Annotated in this window: 20 protein-coding genes; 10 read left to right on the top strand and 10 right to left on the bottom strand. The window is 71.9% G+C overall.

Annotated features, from left to right (window positions below; genetic code table 11):
- Positions 1-106 precede the first annotated feature (106 nt).
- The 5 genes from AB0M80_RS24830 to AB0M80_RS24810 all read right to left on the bottom strand — a co-directional run bounded on the left by AB0M80_RS24830 (position 107) and on the right by AB0M80_RS24810 (position 4,790).
- A complete protein-coding gene (locus AB0M80_RS24830) occupies positions 107-922 on the bottom strand; it encodes an arylamine N-acetyltransferase (RefSeq protein ID WP_364569199.1) in 816 nt (271 codons plus the stop codon).
- Between the two features lie 113 nt (positions 923-1,035).
- Entirely contained in the window at positions 1,036-1,659 is a 624-nt protein-coding gene (locus AB0M80_RS24825) for a superoxide dismutase (protein WP_364569196.1), read from the bottom strand.
- A gap of 257 nt (positions 1,660-1,916) precedes the next feature.
- On the bottom strand, positions 1,917-2,576 hold the full coding sequence (locus tag AB0M80_RS24820; RefSeq protein WP_364569193.1) for a biliverdin-producing heme oxygenase: 660 nt from the start codon (positions 2,574-2,576) through the stop codon (positions 1,917-1,919).
- 73 nt (positions 2,577-2,649) lie between these two features.
- Entirely contained in the window at positions 2,650-3,246 is a 597-nt protein-coding gene (locus AB0M80_RS24815) for a TetR/AcrR family transcriptional regulator (RefSeq protein ID WP_364569190.1), read from the bottom strand.
- A gap of 44 nt (positions 3,247-3,290) precedes the next feature.
- A complete protein-coding gene (locus AB0M80_RS24810) occupies positions 3,291-4,790 on the bottom strand; it encodes a glutamate--cysteine ligase (protein ID WP_364569187.1) in 1,500 nt (499 codons plus the stop codon).
- A gap of 208 nt (positions 4,791-4,998) precedes the next feature.
- Here AB0M80_RS24810 and AB0M80_RS24805 point away from each other — a divergent pair, with 208 nt between their 5' ends.
- Positions 4,999-5,805 (top strand): RNA methyltransferase, encoded by an 807-nt coding sequence (locus AB0M80_RS24805; RefSeq protein WP_364569185.1) that lies wholly within the window; start codon positions 4,999-5,001, stop codon positions 5,803-5,805.
- 31 nt (positions 5,806-5,836) lie between these two features.
- A complete protein-coding gene (locus AB0M80_RS24800) occupies positions 5,837-6,448 on the top strand; it encodes a DUF2537 domain-containing protein (RefSeq protein WP_364569182.1) in 612 nt (203 codons plus the stop codon).
- Here the strand turns inward: AB0M80_RS24800 and AB0M80_RS24795 are convergent.
- Positions 6,445-7,878, bottom strand: a complete 1,434-nt coding sequence (locus AB0M80_RS24795) for a hypothetical protein (RefSeq protein ID WP_364569179.1) — start codon at positions 7,876-7,878, stop codon at positions 6,445-6,447. The genes AB0M80_RS24800 and AB0M80_RS24795 overlap by 4 nt on opposite strands.
- 40 nt (positions 7,879-7,918) lie before the next feature.
- Here AB0M80_RS24795 and AB0M80_RS24790 point away from each other — a divergent pair, with 40 nt between their 5' ends.
- The gene (locus tag AB0M80_RS24790; protein ID WP_364569177.1) at positions 7,919-8,269 is read left to right on the top strand and encodes an MmcQ/YjbR family DNA-binding protein; all 351 of its coding nucleotides are present in this window, start codon (positions 7,919-7,921) and stop codon (positions 8,267-8,269) included.
- Between the two features lie 30 nt (positions 8,270-8,299).
- Here the strand turns inward: AB0M80_RS24790 and sepH are convergent, their stop codons facing one another.
- The 3 genes from sepH to AB0M80_RS24775 form a co-directional block, all read right to left on the bottom strand.
- Positions 8,300-9,145, bottom strand: coding sequence for a septation protein SepH (sepH, locus tag AB0M80_RS24785; protein ID WP_364569174.1), 846 nt, complete (start codon positions 9,143-9,145; stop codon positions 8,300-8,302).
- Between the two features lie 191 nt (positions 9,146-9,336).
- The gene (locus AB0M80_RS24780; protein WP_364569171.1) at positions 9,337-10,485 is read right to left on the bottom strand and encodes an ATP-binding protein; all 1,149 of its coding nucleotides are present in this window, start codon (positions 10,483-10,485) and stop codon (positions 9,337-9,339) included.
- Complete coding sequence (locus AB0M80_RS24775) at positions 10,482-11,144, bottom strand: response regulator transcription factor (RefSeq protein ID WP_364569168.1); 663 nt, start codon at positions 11,142-11,144, stop codon at positions 10,482-10,484. Before AB0M80_RS24775 ends, AB0M80_RS24780 begins: the two co-directional genes overlap by 4 nt.
- A 112-nt stretch (positions 11,145-11,256) precedes the next feature.
- On the opposite strand from AB0M80_RS24775, the gene AB0M80_RS24770 reads away from it, so the two are divergent.
- The 6 genes from AB0M80_RS24770 to AB0M80_RS24745 all read left to right on the top strand — a co-directional run bounded on the left by AB0M80_RS24770 (position 11,257) and on the right by AB0M80_RS24745 (position 17,828).
- On the top strand, positions 11,257-11,799 hold the full coding sequence (locus tag AB0M80_RS24770) for a hypothetical protein (RefSeq protein WP_364569166.1): 543 nt from the start codon (positions 11,257-11,259) through the stop codon (positions 11,797-11,799).
- Positions 11,796-12,893 (top strand): peptidoglycan-binding protein, encoded by a 1,098-nt coding sequence (locus AB0M80_RS24765; RefSeq protein ID WP_364569163.1) that lies wholly within the window; start codon positions 11,796-11,798, stop codon positions 12,891-12,893. Before AB0M80_RS24770 ends, AB0M80_RS24765 begins: the two co-directional genes overlap by 4 nt.
- Positions 12,890-13,576 (top strand): ABC transporter ATP-binding protein, encoded by a 687-nt coding sequence (locus AB0M80_RS24760; RefSeq protein ID WP_364569160.1) that lies wholly within the window; start codon positions 12,890-12,892, stop codon positions 13,574-13,576. Before AB0M80_RS24765 ends, AB0M80_RS24760 begins: the two co-directional genes overlap by 4 nt.
- Complete coding sequence (locus AB0M80_RS24755) at positions 13,573-14,850, top strand: ABC transporter permease (protein WP_364569157.1); 1,278 nt, start codon at positions 13,573-13,575, stop codon at positions 14,848-14,850. The genes AB0M80_RS24760 and AB0M80_RS24755 overlap by 4 nt, the downstream gene beginning before the upstream one ends.
- A 123-nt stretch (positions 14,851-14,973) precedes the next feature.
- Entirely contained in the window at positions 14,974-16,500 is a 1,527-nt protein-coding gene (locus tag AB0M80_RS24750) for an amidohydrolase family protein (protein WP_364569154.1), read from the top strand.
- 125 nt (positions 16,501-16,625) lie between these two features.
- Positions 16,626-17,828, top strand: a complete 1,203-nt coding sequence (locus tag AB0M80_RS24745) for a glycosyltransferase 87 family protein (RefSeq protein WP_364569152.1) — start codon at positions 16,626-16,628, stop codon at positions 17,826-17,828.
- On the opposite strand, the gene serC is transcribed toward AB0M80_RS24745, so the two are convergent.
- Entirely contained in the window at positions 17,829-18,953 is a 1,125-nt protein-coding gene (serC, locus tag AB0M80_RS24740) for a phosphoserine transaminase (protein ID WP_364569149.1), read from the bottom strand.
- 68 nt (positions 18,954-19,021) lie between these two features.
- Between serC and AB0M80_RS24735 the strand changes: the two genes are divergently transcribed.
- Positions 19,022-20,215, top strand: a complete 1,194-nt coding sequence (locus AB0M80_RS24735; RefSeq protein ID WP_364569146.1) for a hypothetical protein — start codon at positions 19,022-19,024, stop codon at positions 20,213-20,215.
- The last annotated feature ends 21 nt before the right edge of the window (positions 20,216-20,236 follow it).

The following is a 20,236-nucleotide window of genomic DNA, read 5'->3' as shown; positions in this document are numbered from 1 at the left end:
GATGAGGTTAGGCTAACCTCATACTCGTTCGCTTCGTGGTGGGAGCGGCAGTCAGTTCGGGAACGGACGGAGCCCCGGCCCTGGGAACCCCAGGCCGGGGCTTCGTTCACTTCGCGGCACCGGCAGTGTCCGGTTGGGCCGCCTCTTCCGTCAAGGGACTCTCACCCGGCGGTACCGGCAGCCGCGTCAACGTCATCCCGAAGTACACGCGGTACGCCGCCCGGACCGCTTCCGGGCTCGGCAGCCGCACCTCGTGGCGGACGCCGTCGACCGTCTCGATCAGCTGGTCGCCGGCCAGCGTCACCCGGCCCTGGGACGTCAGCCGGGAGCACGTCAGCGACCGCGTGAAGTTCGACTCCGGCGACGTCGTCTGCCACCACGCCATCGGGACGAAGTCGGTCAGCGGCCGCGGACGGCGCTCCAAGCGGTACTGCGGCTTGCCGCCCATCAGGACGTCGAAGTCGCCGTGGGGCGCGTCCAGCACGAGGAACTCGCCGTCGGGATCGGACTGGGGGTCCACGCCGGACAGGCGCAACGGGTGCCGGGCGAACCGGCCGAACCCGACGTCCGCCAGCCAGGGCTCGTCCAGCGAGACGACGATCGCGGCGTGGTCCTGCGGCGGGCCGAGCGTGCCGTCGGCGCGGAAGACCTGCGCCGCGTGCAGCGAAGCGTTGTACCCGAGCTCGCGCAGCAACGCGACGAACAGGCCGTTCAGCTCGTAGCAGAACCCGCCGCGCCGTCGGCGCACGATCTTGCCGAACAGGGCTTCCTCGTCGAGTTCGACGGGTTCCCCCAGGTGGATGCTCAGGTTCTCGAACGGCACCGCCGTCAGGTGGCGCTCCTGCAGGTGGCGCAGGGTCGCGAGGTCGGCCGCCGCGGGCCGTCCCACGCCCAGCCGGGCCAGATACTCGTCGACGTCCATGGCGACCACTGAAACACCTCGACCGCACTCGAGGTCAAGCGGATTTTCACCGACGAAAACGGGGCCCTTCCCGGAAGAAGGACCCCGTAGCCGAGAAAGTTCAGCCGAGAAGCTCAGCCGAGCAGCAGGCCGTTGCCGCCGGCGACGGCGTTGTCGAAACGCTTGCTGATCTCGGCCCAGTTGAAGATGTTCCACAGGGCCTCGACGTACTTCGGCTTGACGTTCTTGTAGTCGAGGTAGAACGCGTGCTCCCAGACGTCGACCAGGAGGATCGGCGTGGTCGGCAGCACCAGGTTGTTGTGGTGGTCGCGCAGCTGCTGGGTGATCAGCGTCTTGCCGATCGGGTCCCAGGACAGTGCGGCCCAGCCGTTGCCCTGGATGGTCGTCGCGACGGCGGTGAACTGCGCCTTGAACTTGTCGAAGGAGCCGAACGCCTCGTCGATCGCCGCGGCCAGCTCGCCGGTCGGCTTGTCGCCACCTTCCGGCGAGAGGATCTTCCACCACACGACGTGGTTGGCGTGGCCGGCCAGGTGGAAGGCCAGCGTGGTCTGCAGGCCGACGATGTCACCGAAGTTGCCGGCCTCACGGGCTTCGGCGAGCTTGTCGAGCGTGTCGTTCGCGCCCTTGACGTAGGTCGCGTGGTGCTTGCTGTGGTGCAGCTCGTTGATCTCGCCGGAGATGTGCGGCGCCAGGGCGCTGTAGTCGTAGTCGAGATCGGGGAGCTCGTAGCGGGCCATTGGCCCTCCTTCTGTCTTCGACACAAGATTTCCGGTATCGAACCTAGTAGCACACCGCCCTCTGCGGCGAGCGGGGGCGGGTGGTCGTCACACTGATTTGGGGGTCCGGGTGGCGGAGCCCCCGGCCCGGGGCGGAGCCCCGGTTGTCACAGCTTGAGACGACGGCTCGTGAATGGCGTACCCCGGAGGCGCACCACTCGAAACCGAGCCTGCTACCTGGACTTAACTGGAGGTCAACGAGCTGTGAGATCGATCATTCAGGCGCGGAACTCGTCGAGGCGCTGGGCCAGCTCGTCGAAGACGGCGACGTTGCATTCGAACGCCACCAGCGTCTCGTCGATCACGCGGGCGCGCTCGGCGTCGTCCCACGGCGCGTTGTCCAGCTTCGCGCGGTACTGGTCGCGGAAGCGGGGCGCGCTGCCGATCCCGTCGAAGTGGTAGAACAGCGCGCCCGCCTCGGCGACGTCGTAGTTCTTCTCGAGCACCCGCCGGATGACCTGACCGCCGGCGATGTCGCCGAGGTAGCGCGTGTAGTGGTGGGCGACGTACCCGCCCGCCCACGACGACGCTTCGCGGATCCGCGAGACGTACGCCTCCGTGGAAGCGAGCGGCGAGATCGCCGAGCGCCAGTCCGGACCGGCCAGGTGGGCGAGGTCGCGCTCGAGCAGCGGCAGCCGCCGCAGCTCGTCGAAGACGAATTCGCCGCCGACCGGGTGGCCGGCCATCGCGTCGCTCGCCGCCTCGATCGCGCCGTAGATGAAGTAGTACTGGATCGCCAGCTGGGTGTAGCCGTCCCGCGTCAGCTCCCCGCCGAGCAGGGCGCGCATGTACGTGGAGTAGTTCGCCCGGTCGTGGACTTCGAGGGTCGACGCGCGCAAGGTCGCCGAAAAGGGGCGGGCGTCCGTGGTCACCGACATGGGCAGGCCTCCCGGCGATCGATCTGACACGCTGTCAGAAAGATCGTAGGGCATCGGTGCTGGTTAGGCCAACCTAAACCGCCGCGCCGACCGCACGCAGCACGAAGCGCACCGCCGCCTCGACCACTTCTTCCAGCTGGTCGGCCGGCCCGTCGACGAGGGTCCGGTTGCCCAGCGCCGCGGTGATCATCGGGATCAGGACGTCCGGGTCCTCGGCGGGCCAGCGCCCCAGGTCGACGCCGCCGGCGAGGATCGCGCGGAGCCGGTCGGTGATCGGGTCGGCGTGCGCGCTGATCCGCCGGTACGCCGCGGGCGCCAGCGCCGACGCGAGCGCCGTGCCCGGCGGCATGTGGTACTCGGCCAGCACGCGCAGCTGCAGCCGCACGAAGGTGGCCAGCTGGTCGACCGGATCGGCCCGGGCTTCGACGGCGTCGGTCAGCCGCGTGACGTACCGGGCCGCTTCGTCCTCGACGAAGGCGACGAGCAGGCTTTCCTTGTCGGGGAAGTGGTTGTACAGCGCGGTCCGGCCCAGCCCGGCCGCCGACGCGATCCCGGCGAGCGTGATCGCGTCGAAGCCGCGCTCGTAGAGCTGCGCGCGCAGCACTTCGAAGACCCGGGCCCGCACCTCGCGCCGGTGCGCCTCCAGCGACTCACCGAGAATCTTCGGCATCCACCCAGGCTAGCGGGCGCGGCCCGGTTCCCGCGGGACGAACCTCAGTCGGCCACCGGCCAGGTGTGCACCGGTTCGCCCGACTCCGACAGCTCCAGGTAGCGCCCCAGCATCAGACTGAGCGCCGCCTCGCGGTCCAGCCCGCGCTCCTGGGCCCGCAGGACGTAGTCCCGCTGCCAGGTCGCCCCGGTGCGCCGCGCCAGGCACCGGCGTTCGATGATCCCGAGGTAGCGCTCGCGGGCCTCGTCGGAGACGTCGGAGCGGCGCAGCCCCTCGTGGGCGAGCGGCAGCAGCACGCGCAGCGCCAGCTCGTCCGGCGGGATCCAGCCGATGCCCGGCCAGTACAGCTGTCCGTCGAAGCCCCGGCGCGCGCCCGCGTAGAAGTTCTCCTCGGCGGCCTGGAACGACATCTGGGTCCACACCGGGCGCTCCGCGTCGGCCAGGGCGCGCTGGGCGCCGTAGAAGAACGCCGCGTTCGCCACCGTGTCGACGACCGTCGGCCCGGCCGGCAGCACCCGGTTCTCCACGCGCAGGTGCGGCAGGCCGTCGACGACGTCGTACACCGGGCGGTTCCACCGCCAGATGGTGCCGTTGTGCATGCGCAGCTCGGTGAGCTTCGGCGCCTGGCCCGCGTCGAGCGCCTCGATCGGGTCCTCGGCGTCGGTTTCCGGGAGCAGGCCGGGGAAGTAGCGGACGTTCTCCTCGAACAGGTCGAAGATCGACGTGATCCAGCGCTCGCCGAACCACACCCGCGGCCGCACGCCCTGGTTCTTCAGCTCTTCCGGCCGGGTGTCGGTCGCCTGCAGGAACAGCGGGATCCGCGTCTCCTGCCACAGCGCCTTGCCGAGCAGGAACGGCGAATTCGACGCGAGCGCGACCTGCAGCCCGGCCAGGCACTGCGCCGCGTTCCAGTGCGCGGCGAACTCTTCGGGCGCGACCTGCAGGTGCAGCTGCACGCTGGTGCACGCGGCCTCCGGCAGGATCGACTCCGCGTAGCTGCGCAGGCGCTCGGGCTGCTGGCCCGGCAGCGGCGCGCCTTCCATGGCGAGCACCGTGCGTTCCCCGCGCGCGGCGAAGATCTGGTCGTTCAGCGTCGCGTAGCGGGCTTTGTTGGTGAGCCACTTCTGGTCGAAGTGCTCGTGCTTCAACGTCGGCAGGATGCCGATCATGGCCAGCGATGACCCGGTGTCGCGGGCCTTCGCCGCCGCGGTGTCGAGGTACGCGCGGAGGTCGTCTTCGAGCTGAAGAGCGGAATCGCCCGCCAGCGGCCGCGGCGGGACGTTCAGCTCGATGTTGTGCTGACCCAGCTCGGTGGTGAACGACGGGTCGTCCAGCGCTTCGAGCACCGCGGTGTTCGTCATCGACGGGCGCAGCTCGTGGTCGACCAGGTTCAGCTCGACTTCGAGCCCGATGTTCTTGCGGGGGAACGAAAAGCTGCCGTCGGTGAGCATGCGGGCCAACGTGTCCAGGCAACGCTGCACCTTGCGGCGGTATCGTCCTCGGTCCAGCGTGTTGAACGGCTGAGCCTCGAGGTCCATCCCCATGACCATCCCTGCTTTGCGTCGGTGGACTAGGACGTGTTTCAGGCCCCGGCGGACAACCGTTACACAGGCGATGCAGCCGGGCTAGCGGCCAAACTGGTGCTCTCCGTCACGGACGGTTAACCCAGAGCAAATTGGCCCCGTTCGTACCACCGGGCGGTGGACGTTCGGACCAGTGAGGCCCCCGGCAAGCGGGTGACAGACTGGGTAGATGGGTGTGATCCACATCGACGATCCCGGCGACCCGAGGGTCGACGAATTCCGCTACCTGTCCACAGCGGACCGTCGTCCCGACCGGCCCGGTGGCCGGGGGCTCGTCATCGCCGAAGGCACGGTCGTGGTGGCCCGGCTGCTGGCGTCCCGCTACCCGGTGCGAGCGCTGCTGGGCGTTCAGCGGCGGTTCGCCGAACTGGCTGCCGACCTGGCCGGGCTCGACGTGCCCCAGTACGTCACGTCCGCGGAAACGATGGCCGAGGTGGTCGGTTTCCACCTGAACCGCGGGATCCTCGCCGTCGCCGGTCGGCCCGCACCGCTGACGGTTTCCGAAGTGGTGGACGGCGACGGTCCGATCGCGGTGCTGGAAGGCGTGGGGGACCACGAAAACCTCGGCGCGCTCTTCCGCAACGCGGCCGCGCTCGGCGTCGGCGGCGTGCTGCTCGGCCCCGGCTGTTCCGACCCGCTGTACCGGCGCAGTGTGCGCGTGTCGATGGGCCACGTCCTGCGCGTGCCGTTCGGGCACCTGACGGACTGGCCGGGCGGGCTCGACGACCTCCGTGCGCGCGGGTTCGCGGTCGCGGCGTTCACCCCGCGGCCGGGTTCGGTCCCGCTGCACGCGCTGCGTGAGCACGCGCCGGGACGGGTGGCGTTGCTCTTCGGTGCCGAAGGTCCGGGGTTGACCGAGACGGCGCTGGCGGCGGCTGATCACGCTGTCCGGATACCCATGCCGGCCGGAGTCGATTCACTGAACATCGCCACAGCCGCCGCTGTCGCCTTCTACGAACTGGCCCGGGGCGGCTAAGGTTTTGGTCTCCGAGGCGAGAAGGGACACCATGGAGCTGCGGATCCGCGGCGAGCGCGCCGTGCTGGCCGGCCCCGGCGGGGAGCAAGCGCGCGAGGTGGACCCGCACAAGCTCGCGATCGGCGCCGACCTGGCGCAGGCCCTGCACGAGTGGGCGCGCGTGGCGTCCGCGGTCACCGCCGATTCCGGGGCGGAGGCGGGCGCGGTGGTCTCGCAGCGCGGCCGCCAGCTGGCCGGCCGGCTGGCCTCGGTGATGGGCACGACCGTGCGCTTCGTGGATCCGGTGACCGGGACCGACACGGTCGTCGAGCCGCCCGCACCGGCCACCGAACCGGGCCACCGCTTCATCCGGTCGGTGCTCGGCCCGCCCGGGCCGCCCGGCGAGCCGACCCCGTGGCTGACCGGGCTGACGGTGTCGGCGTTCATCGCGGCCGTGGTCGTGGTCGCCATGCTCGCGCTGGCCTCGACGCTGGCCCGCGAGACCAGCGGCTGGCTGGCGCTGGTGGCCTCGGTCATCGTGACGGCCGGGATCACGCCGTCGCTGTGGCTGATCCGCCGCACCCCGATCCTGCGCTGGGCCGCGTACGGCGCGGCGGGCGGTGTCGTGATCGCGTGGATCGGCGTGCTGGTGATCGCCTTCTAGCGGAATCTGGCGAAGGTGACGAGGGTGCCCTGGGCCGCCGTCGAGGTCTGGCTGCGGAGGAAGTAGCCGTGGAACCCGGCGATCTGGCGGACCAACTCGGGGGAGACGTCGAACTGGCCGGAGAAGAACGTCACGCTGGCGTTGCCGTTGAACTCGCCGGCCAGCCAGCCGACGCGCGTCGAGCGGGGGAACGCCCGCAGCACCCACAGCAGCGGCGGCACACCCAGCACGGTGAGGCCGAAGCCGATCGCGAAGATGCGTACCTCGCCGGTGATCGCCGCCGTGAGGGCGCTGCCGCCGAAGCACAGCACGGCCCACACCGCCGGGGCGAGGAAGCCCGCCAACGACATCCGGAACTTCCGCGCGGTGACCGGTGCATCGTGGCGCAGCAGCAGGATCCGGTCGGTGCGGTCGGCGAATTCCGCGACGGGAGACAGCCCCTCGCTGCTCGCTATGTCGACGATGCGGGCCGGTGTCAGCTTCGCGTGCCGGACGCTCACCCACAGCTCGTCACGGCCGTCGAGGTGGTTGCGCAGCCACTGCTCCCGATCCGGCGACCCGGCCGGGATCTCGAAGGACGGCGGGACCCGTGGCGCCGGGCTGCCGAAGACCAAGCCGGGACGGGTTTTCCGGAACAACAGGCTGCGGCTGTTGCGGCCTGAGTGGTATTGGCCGGCGTGGAAGTAGCCGTAGCGCGAAGCGACTTCGCCGAGCAGTTCGGCGGACACCGACGGCGGCGGCGACACGATCACCTGGGGGCTGCCGTCGAACGGCTCGTCCAGCCACGGCATGCGCGGCGACCGGCCGGCGACCGCGCGGATCACGAACTGCGCCGCGACCACGGCGACCACCGCGACCGGGATCAGCAGGACCGGCCACTTCTGCTGGGCCGTGGCCGCGAACCAGGTGCCCACGCCGAGCGCGGCGAGGCCGAGCACCAGAGCCAGGCCGTGGACCGCACCCAGGCTGAGCCGGCGTCTGGCCGTGCGCGGCCGCAGCTCCTCGTCGGGCAGCCCCGCACGCCGCAGCAGCAGGAGCCGGTCGGTCGAGTCGGCGGCTTCGGCCACCACGGTCATCCCGGCTGCCGCCGCGCCTTTGCCGATGTCGTCGCGGCCGAGCCGCAGCTTTCGTGAGCTGGCCCAAAACTGGTCCTGCCCGGTGAGCAGCTTCTCGAGCCGGCGGCGGTCGGCGTCCGTGCCCGGGCCGCGGTCGAACGGCGGCGGGAGGACGCCGGGGGCGAACTCGAACCGCAGGGACTCCGCTTGGCTCGGGGCGGTTTCGCGGTACCGGCGCGAGTGCGCGGCCTGCCGGATGGTGGTGGGGTCCAGGCCCCACTGCGCGGGCGCCACCTCCACCACCGGTGCGCCGCCGAACGCGCGGTATCTCAGCTCGCCGAAGCGGACGAGCCACGCCTGATGGTCACCCAGCATGATCGATCCCTCCCTCAGCGTGACATCGTAGCCTGGCGGGATGGAGCAGCTGGACGCATTGCGGAAGTTGTGCCTGGCCTTGCCGGAGACGAGCGAGCGGCTCAGCCACGGCGAGCCGACGTGGTTCGTCCGCGGCAAGAAGACGTTCGTCATGTTCGCCGACCACCACCACGACGACGTGCTCGCCTTCTGGTGCCCGGCACCGCCCGGGGTGCAGGAGGAGCTGGCGCGCACCGAGCCCGGGCGGTTCTTCCGGCCGCCGTACGTCGGGCACCGCGGCTGGCTGGGCGTGCGGCTGGACGTCGACGTGGACTGGGCGGAGGTCGACCGCATCGTGCGCGAGGCCTACCGGCTGGTGGCGCCGAAGACGCTCGCCGCGCTGGTGGACTAGCGCCCCAAGGTGACCTTGAGGCGGTCGGGACTAGCCGCGCTGGGAGCGGACCCCGAGCAGCACGTCCTCCCAGGACGGCACGATCGGGTGGTTCTTCTTCGCCTTCGGCCGTGGTTCGGGCACCGCGGCGTCCTCTTCCGGGTCCGCCGGGACGCGGGGGATCTCGCGGGTGTCGTCGTCCGGGTCCGGCTCGGCCGACGGCAGCTCGGCGCGCTCCGGCGACACCGAGTCCAGCGTCGGCTGGAACTCCGCATCGCGGGCCGGGTCGAGGGCGCGGACCGTGCGCGGCGCGCGGTAGGCGCTCGGGTCCAGCAGGACTTCGGCGTTCTCGTCCAGCGCCGTGACCGTGCCGCCGTGCGCACCCGGCGCGAACGCCCAGTGCGCGCGGTTGTCCGACCGCCCGGCCTTCCACTGGAGCACGACGACCCAGCGGCCGTCGTCGCCCTTCCACGAGTCCCAGGTGGCCCGCGAGTAGTCGTGGCCGCGGACGCCGAAGCCGTGCGCGACGACCTCGCCGAGCGTCTGCACGTCGGGGCCGTCCTCCCGGACCGGGTGGGCGCTCTGCGCCAGCTCGGCCGTGCGGGACCGCTCGAGCAGGACGGGGTAGGCGTAGCGCTCGACGCGCTGCGCCGAGACACCGGCGCTCGCGGCGACCTGCTCGACGGACTCGCCGGCCCGGATGCGCTGCTGGATCTCGCGTGGCCGCATCTGGCTCTCCAACTCGATTTCGATCTGGCCGAGGCGGGTGATGTCACCCCGCGCCGCCGCGCGCAGTCGCTCATCAGCCGGGAGCAGGAAACGAGTACGGCTCGCCGGGTCTTCGAGCACGATGGACTTCCCGTCCTCGTGCAGTCCGACCACTCGCAGCGCCCGCATTGTTCTCGCCTCCCCGATCTTCTTCACCGTTGTGGGTGCCCACGTTAGAACGGCGCGTCGGCTTGACGTGCGAGGCGCGCCGAGTCCGCAATGAACTGCCCACTGTTCATTTTGCGTTCCGGCATCATCACCCGCCCAGGTCGGCGGCAAAGGGGTGACACGCCGACCACGCAAAGTCACGATCGAGTGGATCAGGAAGCCGGGAGGCGGACCGTCACGGTCAGGCCGCCACGCCGGCCGGGCTGGGCTTCGGCACTTCCGCCGTGGGCCTGCGCCACCGAGCGGACGATCGACAACCCCAGCCCCGCGTTGCGCGTGTCGCCGGTCCGCTCGGCCCCGCCGACCCGGCGGAACGGCTCGAACAGCGTCGGGACCGCTTCCGGCGGCACCACCGGCCCCGAGTTCCGCACCTCCAGCGCCGGATCCCCGCGCACCTCGACGTAGACCCAGCCACCCGAGGCGTTGTACGTGATCGCGTTGACCACCAGGTTCGTCACCAGCCGTTCGACCAGCACCGGGTCGCCCGCCACCACCCGCGGCCGCAGCCGCGTCTCGACCCTCACCCCGGCCGCGGCCGCCGAAGCCGCCGTCGCGCGGACCACCGACGCGGCCACCTCGTCGAGCCGCACCGGGGCCCGCGCGTGCAGGCCCCGGTCGCTGCGGGCGAGGATCAGCAGGCCTTCGATCATCCGTTCGCTGCGCTCGTTGGTGTGCAGCAGGTGCGTGCCGAGTTTCCGCACCTCGGGCGCCACTTCGGGGTCGGCCATCGCGACCTCGATCAGCGTCCGCTGCACCGCGAGCGGCGTCCGCAGCTCGTGGGACGCGTTCGCGACGAACCGCTTCTGGCTGTCGAACGACTCCGCCAGCCGGTCGAGCATGCCGTCGAAGGTGTCCGCCAGCTCCTTCAGCTCGTCGGGCGGGCCTTCGAGGTTGATCCGCCGGTCGAGCTTGCCCGCTTCCAGCCGCCGCGCGGCCGAGGTGATGTCGTGCAGCGGCCGCAGCGCCCGGCCCGCCATCAGCCAGCCGAACAGCACGGCCAGCGCCGCCGTCGCCACCAGCGCGATCGCCGAGCCGACGACCAGGGTGGACAGCGTCGAGGAGCGGTACTCGTCCAGCGACCCGCTGACCAGTTGCACCGCCGGAGCGGGGGAGAAGGTGTCCAGCCGCTGCGCGGCCCCGTACTCCGCGTCGCCGGCGACCGCCGTCGAGGCGAACCGGACCGGGTCCGGCAGCGTGCTCTGCACCAGCAGGTAGTTGATGACGACCAGGATCAGCCCGGCGAGCAGGAACAGCGCGCCGTACCAGGCGGTGAGCTTCGTCCGGACGGAGAAGCCGTTCACGGGGTGCCGAACCGGTAGCCGGTGCCCGGAACGGTCTGGATCACCGGCGGGTCGCCGAGTTTGCGCCGGAGTGTCATCACCGCGACGCGCACCGCGTTCGTGAACGGGTCGGCGTGCTCGTCCCACGCCTTTTCCAGCAGGTCCTCCGCGCTGACCACGGTGCCTTCCGCCCGCATCAGCACCTCCAGCACGGCGAACTCCTTCGGCGAGAGCAGCAGGAACCGGCCGTCACGCGCGGCCTGGTGCCGCGGCAGGTCGAGCACGACACCGTCACGTTCCAGCACCGGCGGCAGCGCGGGCCGCGCGCGCCGCGACAGCGCCTGGACCCGGGCGACCAGCTCGGCGAACGCGAACGGCTTCGTCAGGTAGTCGTCGGCGCCGATGCCGAGGCCGGCGACCCGGTCGGTGACGTCGGCGGCCGCGGTCAGCATCAGCACCCGCGCTTCGCCGCCGGAGCGGACCACGGCGGCGCAGACGTCGTCGCCGTGCACCTTCGGCAGGTCGCGGTCGAGGACCACGACGTCGTAGCCGTGCACGCCGACGCGTTCGAGGGCCTGCTCGCCGTCGTAGCAGACGTCGACGGCCATCGAGAACCGCCGCAGCCCCTCCGCGACCGAGTCGGCCAGCAGCCGTTCGTCCTCCACCACCAGCACCCGCACCCGCACAGTCTGCGCAGGCGGGCCATAAGGACCGCATAAGCGACGTCGCTTAACGCGCCCGAATTCCCCCGCCCGTAGACCTGGCACCCATCCGGACGAAAGGAATCGAGCCATGCGGACACGGATCGCCGTCGCGGCACTCGGGGCGGCCCTGCTGCTCGGGGGCTGCGGCGCGAAGACCGACGACGGGTCGAAGGTCGCCTCGCTCTCGACGCCGTCGAAGACGGGCGGCCCCGCCGCCGCCGACAACAGCGGCAAGAGCGACGAGGACAAGATGCGGGACTTCGCCAAGTGCATGCGCGAGCACGGCGTCGACATGCCCGACCCGAAACCCGCGGGTGACGGAAAGGGCATGTCGATCGCGATTCAGGGCGCCGACGGCGCCGATCACGGGAAGCTCGACGCCGCGCAGAACGCGTGCAAGCACCTGATGCCCAACGGCGGCGAGATGAAGCCGCCGAGCGCCGAGGAACTCGACAAGATGCGCAAGGAAGCCAAGTGCATGCGGGAGCACGGCGTCGACATGCCGGATCCCGATCCGAGCGGCAAGGGCGCCACGCGGATCGGCGGGCCGGGCGACGACCCGAAGAAGTTCGAAGACGCCGCGAAGGCGTGCGGGCTCGGCATGAGCGTCCACTCCGAGGCCGCCAAGTGAACGACGTGACCGAACTCAGGCCACCCCGCCGTCGCGGCCGCGCCCGCTGGCTGATCGCCGCCGCGGTCGTCGTCGTGGTGCTGGGCACCGGCTCCGTCGTGGTCCTGACCCGGGTGTCGAGCGCGACGCCCGTCAAGGAAGCGGCGCCGCCCGCGGTCGAGACGGCCGAGGTGGTCAAGACCGACCTGAGCGAAGAAGAAGAGGCCGACGGCACCCTCGGCTACGGCGACGAGTCGGTCGTCCAGGGCCGCAAGCCCGGCACGATCACGTCGCTGCCTGCCGCCGGTGCCACCCTGACCCGCTGCAAGCCGGTGTACGGAGTGGACGCGAAGCCGGTGCCGCTGTTCTACGGCACGTTGCCGTTCTACCGCGACCTCGCCACGGGTGCGGACGACGGCGCGGACGTCAAGCAGCTGGAGGAGAACCTCAAGGCGTGCGGCTTCGGCGGGTTCGGCACGCCGGACAAGAAGTTCACCGCGGCGACGGCGGCCGCGCTCAAGAAGTGGCAGAAGGCCATGGGGCTGGACCAGACCGGCGCGTTCGGCCAGGGCGACGTCGTGCTGGCCGCGGGTGAACTCCGGATCTCGGCGGTGACGGCCAAGCCCGGTTCGCCCGCGCAGGGCGAGGTGCTCAAGACGACCGGCACCGTCCGGTCGGTGCAGGTGAAGCTCGACGCGGCCAAGCAAGGCCTCGCCCAGCAGGGCGCGAAGGCGTCCGTGACGATCAACGGGAAGACGACGCGGGGCACGATCACCGACGTCGGACGGACCGCTGTCGAAGGCAAGGACCCGGCGGGCCAGGACGACGGCAAGCCCAAGATCACCGTGACCGTCGGGCTCGACGACCCGGCCGCAGGCGGCAGCCTCGACTCGGCTCCGGCCACCGTCCGGTTCACGAAGGACGTCCACCAGGGCGTGCTCGCGGTCCCGGTCGGCGCACTGCTCGCCCTCGCCGAAGGCGGGTACGCGGTGGAGATCGACGAGAACGGCCAACGCCGGCTCATCGCGGTGAAAACGGGACTGTTCAGCGGCGGCAAGGTCGAGGTCACCGGCACCGGCCTGGCCGCGGGCATGCGGGTGGTGACGACGTCGTGACGCCCGTGCTGCGCGTGCACGAGGTCACGCGCACCTACCCCGGCGGGGTCGCCGCGCTCGACGGCGTCTCGCTTTCGCTGGAGGACGGCGAGATGGTGGCGATCGTCGGGCCGTCCGGGTCCGGCAAGTCCACCTTGCTGCACCTGATGGGCACGCTCGACCGGCCGTCGTCGGGCCGGGTGGAGCTGCGCGGCCACGACGTCGCCGCGCTGCCCGACCGCAAGGTCTCGGCGCTGCGCTCGCGCTGGATCGGGTTCGTGTTCCAGCAGTTCTTCCTCGACGAAGGGATGAGTGCGGTGGACAACGTGTGCACCGGCCTGCTCTACGCCGGGGTGCCGCGGCGACGGCGGCGCGCGCGGGCCTTGGCGGCGCTCGACCGGGTCAAGCTCGGGCACCGGGCGTGGCACCGTCCCGGCGAGCTCTCCGGCGGCGAACGCCAGCGCGTCGCGATCGCCAGGGCGGTGGTCAACGACCCGGCGATCCTGCTCGCCGACGAGCCGACCGGCAACCTCGACACCGGCACCGGCGCCTCCGTGCTCGCGCTGCTCGGCGAGCTGTCCACCGGTGGCACCACGATCGTCGTGATCACCCACGACCGGGAGATCGCGGCGGGCATGCCCCGCCGGATCGAACTGCTCGACGGGCGCCTGCGGCTGGACACCGGCCTGGTGGGTGCGTGGTGACCGCGCCGGTGAAGGTCGCGCTGCCGGAACCCGCCCGGCTCGCGCCGCCGGACGTCGTCGCGCTCGGCGCCCACGGCATGCGCACCCGGCCGGTGCGCGCGGTGCTTTCCGCGCTGGGCATCGCGATCGGTGTCGCCGCGATGGTGGCGGTGCTGGCGATCCCGGCGTCCGGCGCGCAGGCCCTGCACGACCGGCTGGCCGCGCTGGGCCCCAACCTGCTCACCGCCGGGCCGGGGCAGACGCTGTTCGGCGACGACGCGACGCTGCCGGACGACGCGGTCGCGATGGCGCGGCGGATCGGTCCGGTGCGGGCGGCCGCCGGCACCGGGACGACGTCGGCGAGCGTCCGCCGCAGCGACAAGATCGCACCGGACGACACGTCCGGGCTCACCGTGTACGCGGCGCGGCCGGATCTGCTCGGCGTGCTGGGCGGCAAGGTGCGGACCGGCAGTTTCCTCGCACGGGGCAACCAGGACTACCCGGTGACGGTGCTCGGTTCCCAGGCCGCGGCCCGGCTCGGCATCGACCACTGTGACATCCGGGGCTTCGCCCCGGGCCCGGGGCTCGGCCACCCGGACCCCCCGAAGAGCAACTGTGACCCGGCCCGCCCGCCGCAGGTGCTGATCGGGACGCAGTGGTTCACCGTGGTGGGCATCCTCGCGCCGATGCCGCTCGCCCCGGAGGTCGAGCGCTCGGCGCTGGTCGGGTGGGACGTCGCGAAGCGGTTGCTCGGCTTCGACGGCCATCCGTCCACTGTGTACGTCCGCGCCGAAGAGTCCCAAGTGGACGGAGTGCGGTCGGTGCTGGCCGGGACGCTGAACCCGCAGGCGCCGAACGAGGTCCAGGTGCGCCGCCCGTCGGACGCCCTCGCGGCGCAGAAGCTGACGGACACCACCTACAGCGCGCTGTTCCTCGGCCTCGGTGGCGTCGCGCTGCTCGTCGGCGGCGTCGGGGTGGCGAACACGATGGTGATCTCGGTACTGGAGCGGCGGCGCGAGATCGGCCTGCGCCGTGCGCTCGGGGCGACGAAGCGGCAGATCCGCGGCCAGTTCCTGGCCGAGTCGGTGCTGCTGTCCGGGCTCGGCGGGCTGGCGGGGGTGCTGGCCGGGGTGCTGGTGACGGCGGGGTACGCGCTGAGCCAGGGGTGGCCCGCGGTGCTGCCGACGGCGGCGCTCGCCGGCGGGGTGGGCGTCGCGGCGCTGGTCGGGGCGGTGGCGGGGGCCTACCCGGCGGTGCGGGCGGCTCGGCTGGCGCCCACGCAGGCGCTGGCCTGAAAGTGCACGGGATGCCGGGTGGCGAATTACTCGTCACCCGGCATTCAGCACATTGGAAGATTTCTCACTCGCTCGGTGGGGTGTTGGATTGACCGGAGGGAGCCGATCGAAAGGCGGGCCGCGGTGCTGCGAGTCGAGGCGAACCGGCGCGAGTTCCTGCGGTGGCTGACGACGGCGGGAGCGGGCCTGGCCGCCGCCGGGATCGCTCCCGCGGTCTTCGCGCAGGAGGCCGCGGCCGCCGGCACCGACGTGGTGGTGGTGACCGGGGCGACCGTCGTCGACGGCACCGACGGCCCGGCCCGCCCGCACTCCGCCGTCGTGCTGGTCGGGGACCGGATCGCCTGGGTCGGCCCGGCCGCCGAGGTGCCGCGCTGCGGGAGCGCCCGGGTCGTCGACGGGCGCGGCCGCTACCTCGTCCCGGGCCTGTGGGACATGCACGCCCACGGCATCGACTACGAACAGCTGTGGCCGCCGCTGTTCCTGGCCAACGGCGTCACCGGCATCCGCGAGATGCAGGGGTACGACGAGAACCGCGTCACCCGCGACAAGATCGCCCGCGGTGAGCTGCTGGGCCCGCGGGTCGTGCTGGCCAGCGCGATCATCGACGGCCCGGTGTCCCTGCTCGGCCCGCCGGTCACCAAGGTCGCGAACGCCGCGGAGGCACGGGCCGCGGTCCGGACCGCCATCGCTCAGCGCTCGGACTTCGTCAAGGTGTACTTCTACCTGCCGAAGGACGCGTTCGCCGCGATCGCCGACGAATGCCACCGCCACGGCCTGCCCTTCGCCGGGCACTGGCCCTACCGGCTCCGCCAGCTCGACGCCGCCCGGGCCGGGCAGCGCAGCTTCGAACACCTCTTCGGGCTGCCGATCGCGACGTCGAGCCGCCGGGACGAGTTCCTCGCCCGCCTCGACGCGACGCCGTTCGACCCGAACGCCCCGCGCGGCTTCTTCAACCTGGCCCGCGAACTCGACCGGCAGGCCGCGCAGGCCTACGACCCCGCCACGGCCGCCCGCCACTTCGCGGGCCTCGACGCCTACGACAGCTGGCTGAGCCCGACCTTCACGGTCAACCGGGTCATTTCGCGGCCGGCCGACGCGTTCGCGCACGACCCCCGGCTCAAGTACGTCTCGCAGGACATCCGCGACCTCTGGGCCGACCGGCTGCCGTTGTTCACCCCGGTCACCCCCGAGCAGATCGCCCAGCAGGAGGCCTACTTCCAGGCGCAGCTGCGGCTCGTCGGGGAGGCGCACCGCGCCGGCGTCGGGATTCTCGGCGGGACCGACTGCCAGAACCCGTACGTCTTCCCTGGGTTCAGCCTGCACGACGAGCTCGACTTCCTGGTCGAGGCCGGGCTCGGCCCGCGGCGGGCGCTGCAGGCGGTGACCCGCGACGCGGCCGCGTTCCTCGGCCGGGCGGACAGCGCCGGCACGATCGCCCCGGGCAAGGTCGCCGACCTGGTGCTGCTCGACGCCGACCCGCTCGCCGACATCCGCGCGGTCCGGCGGATCAACACCGTCGTCACCGCGGGCCGCGTCCTCGACCGCGCCGCGCTCGACCGGATGCTGGCCGACGCCGAGGCCGCCGCGAACCGGCCGATGGATGCGGCGAACGCCAGGTCAGTGCGGTTGCCGGTGCACGGCTGCTGCTGACGGCCCGGTAATCTCGGCCGGTCTGAGACCTGGTTCGAGGGGGATGCGTGCTCACTGGGCTTTTCCGGGGGCTTGGGGCGAAGCCTTGGTCACAGTCAGCGCGGAAGCTGGCGTGGTCGCTCGCCGTGCTCGAGGTCGCCGCCGTCGCCCTGGTTCTCGTGCTGAAGCGGTTCGACGGCCTCGACCTGGAGGTCTACCTGGGCGGCGCGAAGGCGCTGGCCGAGCACGGCTCGCCGTACGACGCCTGGGTGCCGACCACGCACCGGATTCTGCTGCCGTTCACGTACACGCCGTTCGCCGCGGCGGTGTTCCTGCCCGGCACGCTGCTGCCGTTCGCCGTGACGATGAAGCTGGTCAGCGTCGCGTCGATCCTCGCGACCGGCGTCGTCGCCTACCTCTACGTCGCGACGCTCAACGGTTCTCTCACCGACGCTTCGAAGGTCCACGGCCGCGCCGTGGCCGCGTTGGTCGCCATCGGCGCGCAGCTCGCCGGCGCTCTGCTCGAGCCGGTGCGCTCGACGCTGGGTTTCGGGCAGATCAACGCGCTGCTCATGGTGCTGGTGGTGCTCGACGTCCTGCTGCCCGGCGAGCGCAAGCGGACGAAGGGGCTGCTGATCGGCGTGGCCGCGGCGATCAAGCTGACCCCGGCCGTCTTCGTCGTGTACTTCCTGTTCCGCCGCGACTTCCGCTCGGCCGCACGCGTGGTGGGCGGGTTCGTGGCGGCCGGGGCGTTGCTGTGGCTGATCCGGCCGTCGGCGTCGGTCACGTACTGGACCAAGCTCGTCTTCGACGCGGGCCGCATCGGCGGCGTCGACTACGTCGGCAACCAGTCGCTGAAGGGGCTGGTGACGCGGACCGGGCTGGCGGAGACCGCGGGCAACATCGGGTGGCTGCTGGCCGCCGTCGCCGTGATGGCCGTGGTGGCGGTGGTCATCGTGCGGGCCGCGGAACCCGTGCTCGCGCTCACCGCGTGCGCGCTCGGCGGGCTGCTGGTGTCGCCGATCTCGTGGACCCACCACTGGACGTGGTGCGTGCCGTTCCTGGTGCTGGCCGGGTACTACGGCTTCCGAGCCTGGCGAAGCGACCGCCTCGTGGCCTGGTGGTCCGGGGCCGTCGTGGTGACGGGCCTGGTGCTGTTCATCGTCGGCCCGATGTGGTTCGCCCCGCGTCCGGCGCCGTCCGTGGGCTGGTGGCTGGCGACGGAGTCCTACGAGCTGTACGGCTTCGCGCTGCTGCTCCTCGCCGCCTTCGCCGCCCCTCGCCTGAAAGCCGTGAATGCCACCTTGAGGGACGTAAAGACCCTCAAGGTGGCATTCACGGACTTGTGATCAGGACAGGCGGTCGACGACGTACTCGATGGCCTGGGTGAGCTTCGAGACGTCGTCCGGGTCGATCGCCGGGAACAGGCCGACGCGCAGCTGGTTGCGGCCCAGCTTGCGGTACGGCTCGGTGTCGACGATCCCGTTGGCGCGCAGCACCTTCGCGACCGCGGCGGCGTCGACCTCGTCGCTGAAGTCGACCGTGCCGACGACCTGCGAGCGCAGGTCCGGGTCCTTCACGAACGGCGTCGTGTAGCTCGTCTTCTCGGCCCATTCGTACAGCCGCGACGAGGAGTCCTTCGTCCGCGCGGTCGTCCACTCGAGGCCGCCCTGGCCGTTCATCCACTCGATCTGCTCGGCGAGCAGGAACAGCGTGGCGACGGCCGGGGTGTTGTACGTCTGGTCCTTGCGGGAGTTGTCCAGCGCGGTGGTCAGCGACAGGAACTCGGGGATCCAGCGGTCGCCGCCGCCGATCTCGCCGATCCGCTCGACCGCGGCGGGCGAGGCGAGGGCGATCCACAGCCCGCCGTCCGCGGCGAAGGACTTCTGCGGCGCGAAGTAGTAGACGTCGAAGTCCTCGGCCTTGACCGGGAGGCCGCCGGCGCCGGAGGTGGCGTCGATCGCGACCAGAGCGCCTTCGCTGCCTTCGGGGCGGCGGACCGGCACGGCGACCCCGGTGGACGTCTCGTTGTGCGCCCAGCCGACCAGGTCGGCGCCGGCTTCGTAGGCGATGTCCGGCGCGCTGCCCGGCTCGGCCTTGACGACGATCGGGTCGGCCAGGAACGGCGCACCCTTGGTCACGGTGGCGAACTTCGAGGAGAACTCGCCGTAGGTGAAGTGCTGCGCGCGCTCGCGGACCAGGCCGAACGCGGCCGCGTCCCAGAACGCCGTGGTGCCGCCGTTGCCGAGGATCACCTCGTAGCCCTCGGGCAGGGAGAACAGCTCGGACAGGCCCGCACGGACGCGCCCGACGAGGGACTTGACCGGCTTCTGCCGGTGCGACGTGCCGAGGTAGGTGGAGCCGGACTCCGCCAGCGCACTCAGCTGCTCGGCGCGGACCTTCGACGGGCCGCAGCCGAAGCGGCCGTCGGCCGGCTTGAGGTCGGCGGGGATGGTCAACTCAGCGTCGGTCATGTGGCCAGTCTCTCAGGTCGGGATGTGGCTGGTAACAGAGGTGGGGCGGTGTCCGACATGTGGAACCGATGACCGATCGACCTCGCTGGCGCTTCTTCGCGTGGTTCGCCGTGGTGGCCGCGGCGCACCTCGCGATCGAAGGCTGGACGGGTACGACCGCGATCGGGCTGCCAGTCGGGTTCGCGGTGACGCTGGCGCTGGTCTTCGTCCGCCGCGTGCCGTGGTGGGCGACCGGCGAGGCGGGCCCGGGCGGCCGTCGCGGCGTGAAGGTGGTCGCCTTCGTGGTGCTGTGGCTCCTGGTGGCCGCCGCGATCGTGGCCGGGCTCGTCGAACACCCGCCCCACGGCCGTGACGTCTGGTACGCCGCGCTGTTCGTCGCGATCTTCCTCGGCGCGACGCTGTTCGGGCTGGTCCGGCTCCGGCCGAAGCGGCCGGCGACGCGGCGAGCGGCCCTGTGGCGACGGCTCGCGTTCGCCACCGCGACGGTGTGGGTGGCCGGCGTGCTCTTCCTCGGCATCGAGGTCGCGACCATCCTCGTCACCGGCGGCTGGCTGCCCTGGGTCTTGCCGATCCCGGCGGTGCTGGTCGTGCTCGGCCTGGCCGGGTGGCGGTCCGACCTGGCCGGCCCGGCGCGGTGCCTGGCGAGCGGTGCCTGGACGCCGGTCGCGGCCGCGGCGCTCGACGTGCGGCCGGGCGAGCCGGTCGACGGCTGGGCGGTGCTGCCGGGGGACGTGCGGATCAAGTTCCACCTGCCCGCGGCGCCTGCCGACGTCGCCGCCGAGCTGGTGGACCGGCGCCGGCTGTGGCTCGCCGGGTGGCCTTCGGACGAGCTGGTCGTCGGCCTCCCGGACGGCGACAGCTACGCCGTCGGGCTCATCGGCGTCCACCGCGGTGGGGGTAAAACACGGTTACCGGCACGTCGGGCCGCCGGTAGTGTCCCGGCCGTGACAACTGTGCAACAGACCTTCCCGGTGCCGCCCCAAGTGCTCTGGAACGCGCTCCCGGCCGGGGTCGCGGCGATCCGCGGGAAGCAGCCGGTCTACGACGGGCCCCGCGGGTTCGCCACCTGCCGCACCGGGATTTCCCTCCTGAGCTGGGGGCAGCACGTCAACGTGACGGTGTCGCCGGTCAACGGAGGCTCGACGCTGACGATCATGACGGTGCTCAAGCTCGGCGTCTTCGACTGGGGCGAGGGCAAGCGCCTCGCCCGCCGCTACGCCGCCGCCGTCGCGCACGCGGTGGGCACCGCCGCTCTGACCTGAGGGGTCCCGCTCACCACCCTG

It is taken from the genome of Amycolatopsis sp. NPDC051045 (assembly GCF_040682955.1).
Lineage (GTDB): Bacteria > Actinomycetota > Actinomycetes > Mycobacteriales > Pseudonocardiaceae > Amycolatopsis.
Note: the sequence above shows the minus strand (reverse complement) of the source record. Positions and strands in the feature narration are given on the sequence as shown.

Excerpts from the sequence above, each read along its gene's own strand:
- AB0M80_RS24830 (WP_364569199.1), bottom strand. The coding sequence starts at position 922 with ATGGACGTCGACGAGTATCTGGCCCGGCTGGGCGTGGGACGGCCCGCG.
- AB0M80_RS24825 (WP_364569196.1), bottom strand. The coding sequence starts at position 1,659 with ATGGCCCGCTACGAGCTCCCCGATCTCGACTACGACTACAGCGCCCTG.
- AB0M80_RS24820 (WP_364569193.1), bottom strand. The coding sequence starts at position 2,576 with ATGTCGGTGACCACGGACGCCCGCCCCTTTTCGGCGACCTTGCGCGCG.
- AB0M80_RS24815 (WP_364569190.1), bottom strand. The coding sequence starts at position 3,246 with ATGCCGAAGATTCTCGGTGAGTCGCTGGAGGCGCACCGGCGCGAGGTG.
- AB0M80_RS24810 (WP_364569187.1), bottom strand. The coding sequence starts at position 4,790 with ATGGGGATGGACCTCGAGGCTCAGCCGTTCAACACGCTGGACCGAGGA.
- AB0M80_RS24805 (WP_364569185.1), top strand. The coding sequence starts at position 4,999 with ATGGGTGTGATCCACATCGACGATCCCGGCGACCCGAGGGTCGACGAA.
- AB0M80_RS24800 (WP_364569182.1), top strand. The coding sequence starts at position 5,837 with ATGGAGCTGCGGATCCGCGGCGAGCGCGCCGTGCTGGCCGGCCCCGGC.
- AB0M80_RS24795 (WP_364569179.1), bottom strand. The coding sequence starts at position 7,878 with ATGCTGGGTGACCATCAGGCGTGGCTCGTCCGCTTCGGCGAGCTGAGA.
- AB0M80_RS24790 (WP_364569177.1), top strand. The coding sequence starts at position 7,919 with ATGGAGCAGCTGGACGCATTGCGGAAGTTGTGCCTGGCCTTGCCGGAG.
- sepH (WP_364569174.1), bottom strand. The coding sequence starts at position 9,145 with ATGCGGGCGCTGCGAGTGGTCGGACTGCACGAGGACGGGAAGTCCATC.
- AB0M80_RS24770 (WP_364569166.1), top strand. The coding sequence starts at position 11,257 with ATGCGGACACGGATCGCCGTCGCGGCACTCGGGGCGGCCCTGCTGCTC.
- serC (WP_364569149.1), bottom strand. The coding sequence starts at position 18,953 with ATGACCGACGCTGAGTTGACCATCCCCGCCGACCTCAAGCCGGCCGAC.
- AB0M80_RS24735 (WP_364569146.1), top strand. The coding sequence starts at position 19,022 with ATGACCGATCGACCTCGCTGGCGCTTCTTCGCGTGGTTCGCCGTGGTG.